Origin of the sequence: Corallococcus sp. CA054B (assembly GCF_003611625.1) — a bacterium.
GTDB lineage: Bacteria > Myxococcota > Myxococcia > Myxococcales > Myxococcaceae > Corallococcus > Corallococcus coralloides.
The window spans coordinates 61757-68369 of the sequence record NZ_RAVY01000025.1 but is presented as its reverse complement, the minus strand read 5'-3'; the positions used below and the strand labels follow the sequence as shown (position 1 = coordinate 68369).

At 70.4% G+C, this 6613-nt stretch carries 8 protein-coding genes and 1 pseudogene; all 9 read right to left on the bottom strand.

Features of this window, described 5'->3' with window-relative positions; translation table 11 throughout:
* A pseudogene (locus D7V80_RS09350) lies at positions 1–401 on the bottom strand (hypothetical protein); the annotation flags it as partial.
* Between the two features lies 1 nt (position 402).
* Positions 403–1179: an enoyl-CoA hydratase-related protein gene (locus D7V80_RS09345; protein ID WP_120587819.1), complete on the bottom strand. Its 777-nt coding sequence runs from the start codon at positions 1177–1179 to the stop codon at positions 403–405.
* Positions 1180–1203: 24 nt separating this feature from the next.
* Positions 1204–2052 (bottom strand): 3-hydroxyacyl-CoA dehydrogenase family protein, encoded by an 849-nt coding sequence (locus D7V80_RS09340; protein WP_120587818.1) that lies wholly within the window; start codon positions 2050–2052, stop codon positions 1204–1206.
* A gap of 59 nt (positions 2053–2111) precedes the next feature.
* Entirely contained in the window at positions 2112–2534 is a 423-nt protein-coding gene (locus tag D7V80_RS09335) for a hypothetical protein (protein WP_120587817.1), read from the bottom strand.
* A 4-nt stretch (positions 2535–2538) separates the two neighbouring features.
* The gene (locus tag D7V80_RS09330) at positions 2539–3048 is read right to left on the bottom strand and encodes a hypothetical protein (RefSeq protein WP_120587816.1); all 510 of its coding nucleotides are present in this window, start codon (positions 3046–3048) and stop codon (positions 2539–2541) included.
* A gap of 27 nt (positions 3049–3075) precedes the next feature.
* Positions 3076–4158, bottom strand: coding sequence for an iron-sulfur cluster carrier protein ApbC (gene apbC, locus D7V80_RS09325; protein WP_014396993.1), 1083 nt, complete (start codon positions 4156–4158; stop codon positions 3076–3078).
* A 154-nt stretch (positions 4159–4312) separates the two neighbouring features.
* A complete protein-coding gene (locus tag D7V80_RS09320; protein WP_120587815.1) occupies positions 4313–4915 on the bottom strand; it encodes a hypothetical protein in 603 nt (200 codons plus the stop codon).
* Between the two features lie 79 nt (positions 4916–4994).
* Entirely contained in the window at positions 4995–5744 is a 750-nt protein-coding gene (locus D7V80_RS09315; protein ID WP_158616582.1) for a zf-TFIIB domain-containing protein, read from the bottom strand.
* Between the two features lie 45 nt (positions 5745–5789).
* A complete protein-coding gene (locus D7V80_RS09310) occupies positions 5790–6611 on the bottom strand; it encodes a helix-turn-helix transcriptional regulator (protein WP_120587813.1) in 822 nt (273 codons plus the stop codon).
* Positions 6612–6613 lie beyond the last annotated feature (2 nt).

Below are 6613 nucleotides of genomic sequence, written 5' to 3'. Positions count from 1 at the left end.
TCCCCACCCCACACGCCTGCCCCCTCGGCCAGCACGCCGAAGCGGTACGCGTCCGGGAAGGCGTACACGCGCCCTCCGGCCAGCAGGCGGAAGGTGGACGGCCGCAGCCGCAGCTGGGGCTCCACGAAGGGCGACAGGATGAGCGTGGGCCCCGGAACGTCCAGCGGCGGCGTGGCCCACGGGTGGATGGGCCAGGAGAGCACCCAGTGGGCACCCTCGCCCCACTCGCGGCGCAGGTCCGGGATGGCGGGCTCCAGGAAGCACAGCGTGTAGAGACACAGCGTGCGCTTCCAGGACACCAGGGCCGGGGCGCGGGGCTCCTGCTCTGGAACCTCCTCCGCCCGGGCCGGCGGCGCGGCCAGGAAGCACAGCAGGCTCCCGGCCGCGACCGCGTGCTTCACGTCACTTGCCCTGGAAGTTGGCCGGACGCTTGGCCAGGAACGCGGCCATGCCCTCGCGCTGATCCTCCGAACCGAAGAGGACGGCGAAGCCCTGGCGCTCCAGCTCGTTGGCGGCGCGCAGGTCCTGGTCCGCGCCGTACTCCACCACGCGCTTGGCCTGGGCCACCGCGAGCGGGCCGTTCTTGAGAATCTTGGCGGCCACCGCCTTGACGTGCTCCATCAGCTTGTCCGCGGGCAGCACGTCCAGCACCAGGCCGATCTCCTTGGCCTTGGCGGCGTCCAGGCGGTCCGCGGTGAAGAGCAGCTCCTTGGCGCGGGCGCGGCCCAGCAGGCGCGTGAGGCGCTGCGTGCCACCGAAGCCGGGGATGACGCCCAGGGTGACTTCCGGCACGCCCAGCCTGGCCTTCTCCGACGCGTAGATGAGGTCGCAGCCCAGGGCCAGCTCCAGGCCGCCGCCCAGCGCGAAGCCGTTCACCGCCGCGATGGTGGGGATGGGCAGGTTCTCCAGGTGCTCGAAGACGCGGTGGCCCAGGGCGGAGAACTCACGCGCCTGCGCGGCGCTGATGGTGGCCATCTCCGCGATGTCCGCGCCCGCGACGAAGGCCTTGTCCCCGCCGCCCGTGACGATGAGCGCGCGCGTGTCCTCCTTCAGTGAGTTGAGCGCGTGCTCCATCTCGTGGAACGTGGCGCTGTTGAGCGCGTTGAGCGCCTTGGGCCGGTCCACGGTGAGGATGGCGAGCGCGCCGTCCTTCTCGAACTTGATGTTCTGGTAGTCCATGTGCGTGTGGGCTCCTGGAGGGGGCTAGTACTTGTAGAAGCCGCGGCCGGACTTCTTGCCGTACCAGCCGGCATCCACGTACTGACGCAGCAGCGGGCACGGGCGGTACTTGGAGTCACCCAGGCCCTTGTGCAGGACCTCGGCGATGTAGAGCACCGTGTCCAGGCCGATGAAGTCCGCCAGCTGGAGCGGGCCCATGGGCTGGTTGGTGCCCAGCTTCATCGCGGTGTCGATGTCCTCCACGGTGCCCAGGCCCTCCATCAGCGCGAAGCAGGCCTCGTTGAGCATGGGGATGAGGATGCGGTTGACGATGAAGCCCGGGTAGTCCTTGGAGACCACCGTCGTCTTGCCCATGCGCTCGGCCATCGTGCGGATGGTGGTGTACGTCTCGTCGCTGGTGGCCGCGCCGCGGATCAGCTCCACCAACTGCATCACCGGCACCGGGTTCATGAAGTGCATCCCGATGACGGCCTCGGGGCGCTTGGTGGCCGCGGCGATGCGGGTGATGGGGATGGAGGAGGTGTTGGTGGCGAGGATGCCGCCCGGGCGCACCACTTCGTCCAGCTCCAGGAAGATGCGGCGCTTGAGGTCCTCGTTCTCCGTGACGGCCTCGATGGCGACGTCCACGTCCTTCGCCTCGCGCGCGCTGGTGAAGGTGGCCAGGTTCGCTTCGGCGGCCTGCTGCTTCGCCGCGTCCAGCTTGCCCTTCTCCACCAGCTTCTTCAGGCCCGCCTTGATGCGGTCCGCGCCCTTGGCGAGCCCGTCCTTGTTGACGTCCACCAGCGACACGCGCAGGCCCGCCTGGAGCGCCACCTGCGCGATGCCCGCGCCCATCTGCCCTGCACCGACGACGACGATGTGTTCCGTTGCCATGGCGTCTTCTCTCCTGTGCCGGCGGCCATAACGCACGCCTCCAGGAGGGTCAACGCCGGTCAACGACTCGGGCCGGGCAGTCTCAACGGGACGACGATGGCCTGGGCCTCGCCCACCATCAGCCGGCCCCGCACCACGTCCCGTTTTTCGCGCCCCTCCACCTGGAGGAACAGGAGCGTGCGGAAGGTGCCCTCCGGCAGGTCCACCTTGAAGGTCACCTCCATGGGGGGGCCGTCCGCGAAGAAGCGCTCCTCGCGCTTCACGATGTGCTCTTCGGAGTCCAGCACCTGGAGGTCCATGGCGCGCACGTCGCCCCAGTCGTCGCCCTCCAGGCGATAGATCAGCTGGCGCTCCGGAACGTCCGTCGCCTTCCACAGCCACAGGCCCAGCGCGACGATGGCGATGAGCGCCAGCCGCTTGGGCAGCGGGTGCGTGCGCCAGGTGGGGCGCGGTTTGCCGGGGGCCGGTGCTTCTTCCGCCACGTCCCTACTCCCGCTTCGAGCGCTTGGAGGCCGGCCGGCGCGCGTTCACGTCCGTGATGACCACGCGCGCGGTGGGCCCCTCCGCGGCCTTCTTGCTGGCCTTGGGAGGATGCTCCGGCGCGGGCGCCTCTTCCGCCTTCTCCGACGGCACCAGGCGGATCTGCGCCTTGACCTCCACCGTCATGCCGGAGAGCAGCTTGAGGAACTCGTCGCGCAGCTTCTCCGACTGCATGAAGCGGCGCAGCTCCTCCGTGACGACGCGGCTGATGTCGTCCTTGGTCTTCTCCGCCTGGGAGAGGAGGAAGCCCAGCGCCTCCTTGGGAAGCTTGAGCTGACCGGCGAGGGCCCGGAGGCCCTCCTCGCCCATGAAGACCGCGCCCATGCCGGCCACCGCCATCCGCCGCACGAAGTCCGGCACGAAGCCGCCCGAGCGGCCCTCGCGGCCGGACTGCTGCTCCGAGTCGTCATCGAACAGCGGATCGGGCGGGAGGTCGTCGTTGCCGGCCGGGGCCATGCGGTCTCCTTGCGCTTCGGTTGGGTCCTACCGGGCCTGCATCACCGGAAGGGGCACGCTCTTCATGGACTGCGTGGACACGCGGCCCGCGACTGCACGGGCGACCTCCTGGAAGGCTTTCGCCTCCGGGCTGTCCTGGTGCCCCACCACCACCGGCACGCCGGAGTCTCCCGCCTCGCGCACCTTGAGGTCGAGCGGGATCTCCCCCAGGAATGGGATGCCGAACATCTCCGCCGCCTTGTGGCCGCCGCCGTGGTTGAAGATGGGCGTGCTCTTGTTGCAGTGCGGGCAGACGAACTGGCTCATGTTCTCCACGATGCCCAGCACCGGGATGTGCACCTTGTCGAACATCTGCTTGGCGCGCACCACGTCCGCCAGCGCCACGTCCTGCGGCGTCGTCACCAGCACCGCGCCCGCGGCCCGCACGGACTGGGACAGCGTCAGCGCCACGTCGCCCGTGCCAGGGGGCAGGTCCAGGATGAGGTAGTCCAGCTCTCCCCAGTTCACGTCGCGCACCAGCTGCATGAGGGCGCCGTGGAGCATGGGGCCGCGCCAGATGAGCGCCTGATCCGCTTCCACCAGGAAGCCGATGGACATGATCTTCAGGCCGTGGGCGACCAGCGGATCCAACGTCTTGCCGTTGGGGCTCACCGGGCGCTTGTCCGCGGTGCCCGTCATCAGCGGCACGGAGGGGCCGTAGAAGTCCGCGTCCAGCAGGCCCACCTTGGCGCCGTGCTGCGCGAGCGACGTGGCCAGGTTCACCGCCACCGTGCTCTTGCCCACGCCGCCCTTGCCGGCGCCCACGAGCAGGATGTTCTTCACGCCCGGCAGCAGCGCCCCGCCGGAGCCTCCGGCGACGCCGCGCACCTGGGCGCCCCACTCGATGTCGAAGGACTTCAGGCCCGGCACCGCCTTGAGCGCGGCCTCCGCGTCCGCCTGGATCTTCCCCTTCATGGGACACGCGGGCGTGGTCAGCTCGATCTTCAACTTCACCGTGTCACCGGTGACGCGCACGTCCTTCACCATCCCGGCCTTCACCAGGTCGACGTGCAGCTCGGGGTCGATCACCTTCGACATGGCCGTCATCACATCGGCCTGGGACACGCTCATCGGGACACCTGAAACCTTTTGAAAACGGGCGTTTGCACGCTCGAAGGGGGGCGGAGATTGCCAGCACTCCGGGGGCTGTCAACGTCGTTTAACGCACATCTCCGGAGCCCGCCCGGCCTTCCACCCTGCCCGGAGCGCGCGCGGCTTCTGGCCGTCATTCGATGGCCGCCACCCGGTACTCGCCGTCCTCCAGCACCAGCCGCACGGCGCGCTCGCCGCCCAGGGGGAACAGGGCCTCGCCCGCCGCCACGCGCACGTGGGTGTTGAGGGCCAGCCGGGCGCGGCGCAGGCGCTCCTTGGCCAGGGGCTCGCGCTCGAAGTCCTCTTTCAGGTGCTCCGGCGTGTAGCGGGCCCTCAGCGGCGAGGCGAGCAGGCCCCAGGCGCCCTTCCAGTCGCGGGACTCCACCTCGTCCAGGAACTTCTTCAGCGCCGCGCGGGGCACGTCCGCGGGGCGGGACTCCACCACGCGCCAGTCCTCCCCCTGGCGGGCCAGCGTGACGGACGGGGCCCGGGCCTCCAGCACGCCCGTGCCTGCCCGGACGGCGGCGGCGCGCTCCTTCCGGGCGGCTTCGTCGGAATACTCATCCAGGAAGGCCCCCTCGCCCTCCGGGGTGCCGGTCGTCAGGCGGTAGGCGTCCGATAGCCGGTTCTCTTCCAGGGCCTTCGCATACGCCTCCGCCACCGAGGCCGGTTCGCGGGACGTGGTGGCACAGGCGGTGCCCAGAAGCAGGAGACTCAAGGAGGCGAGGCGGGTCATCACTGGCGCGGCAGGGTAGACGCCGGCTCCGGGGCCGGCAATGCCCGGACGTCCGCCCCGTCGGTGCTCCCGCGGACGATCAGCGGCGCAACAGCCGGACCAGCCAGAAGACGAGCTCCCCCAGCTCGATGCCGTCCGACGCGTCGTCCAGGGTCGGGTATCTGGAGGCGTCGCGGTTCTTGGGCAGGCTGTCCCCCGACACGGCGCCCTTCGGTCGGTGCTCGCGGCAGTAGAGGTCTCCGTTGAACGCGAAGGCCTGGGGCACGGAGACCTGGATGCCGCAATGGACGCAGGCCAGCGGGGAGCGCACGCCCAGGCCGCCCGTGGGCGAGTTCGACGGCGGCAGCGCGGCCGTGGAGCCAGGACCCTTCCACGGGTCCGCGCCTCCATCCGTCGCCGCGGCGACCTCCCAGCCCTTGGCCGTCGCGGGCTGCGCCTTGGCGTGCGTCACGACGGCGTTCTCCAGGGCCTCGAACTTGCCCGCGTCCAGCCAGGTGCCGCCGCAGTGCGTGCACAGGTCCACGTTGCACACGCGCGCGTTGACCATCGCCAGCCGCGCGCCGCAGCCGGGACAGCCCAGGGGCTCGCCGTGGCAGGTGGTACAGAGGGCATTGGCGCGCGGGACGAGGTGCCCGCCGGTGCGGCAGCGCGACGCGGCCTGCCTCGCCGCGGTCAGCAGCGGCTTGAGCGACGGCCGGTCCGGAAAGCGCTCCAGCTCCCCCCGGTCGAAGTACAGGCCGTGGCAGCGCGGACAGACGTCCACCTCCACATCGGAGGCCTGGACGAGGTTCATGGGCTGGCTGGGGCAGACCGGGCAGGAGCGGGCCATGCCGCGCATGCTAAAGGGCTGACTCTCTCAGTGAAAGGGTGTGCCTCACCGTTCCTGGGGGCGCTTCGCGCGGAGCTTCGAGGGCAATACGCCGAAGCGCTCGTGGAAGCGGGTCGCGAACCGGGAGGCGGAGGTGTACCCCGCCTCGATGGCGACGTGTCCCACCGGCAGGTCGGTCGTCCAGAGCAGCGAGACGGCGTGGTCCATCCGGACCTCCGTCAGGAGCTTGCTGAACGTCGTCGCTTCGCCCGTCAGCCTCCGGTGGAGCGTGTCCTCGCTCATGGCGAGTTTCCTGGCGACCTCCGTGAGGGTCCACGCCCGCGAAGGATCCCGGGACACGAGGCGCTTCATGCCGAGACGTGCGCTCGATGACGCGCTCACGTCGATGTTCAGGTCCCGGAGCCAGGCGATGAGCTCCAGCACGCGTGCACGCACGACGCCTTCCGGAAACTTCTCCGTGAGCGCCTCGATGCAGCGGTGGTGCGCGTCGACGAGCCGGGGAGCCTCGTCGGCGCGCAGCCGCTGGACCCGTGCGGAGCCCGGTGTCGTCTTCGGCTCCGCCTGAAGGAGGAACTCCGGGGCGATGAGCATGCCCTCGGCCTGGTACTCCCCTCCTTCGTCCGGGACGTTGCGCACCTCCAGGCGGGTGCCCGGTGAGATCCACACGAACTCACCGGCCCGGACGTGAACCGGCTCCTCGCCCTGGCGCAGCACCTTCTCGCCCCGCTGGATGAACATCAGGCCGGCGGAGAGCCACTCCACCCCCGCGTAGACGGGGTCGGCCTCGCGTTGGCGGATCTTGAGGTACATCGCCGCCGTCGTGTCCAGGAGCCTGGCGGTGCGTTCAATGGGCGAGGGCCTGCGCATGA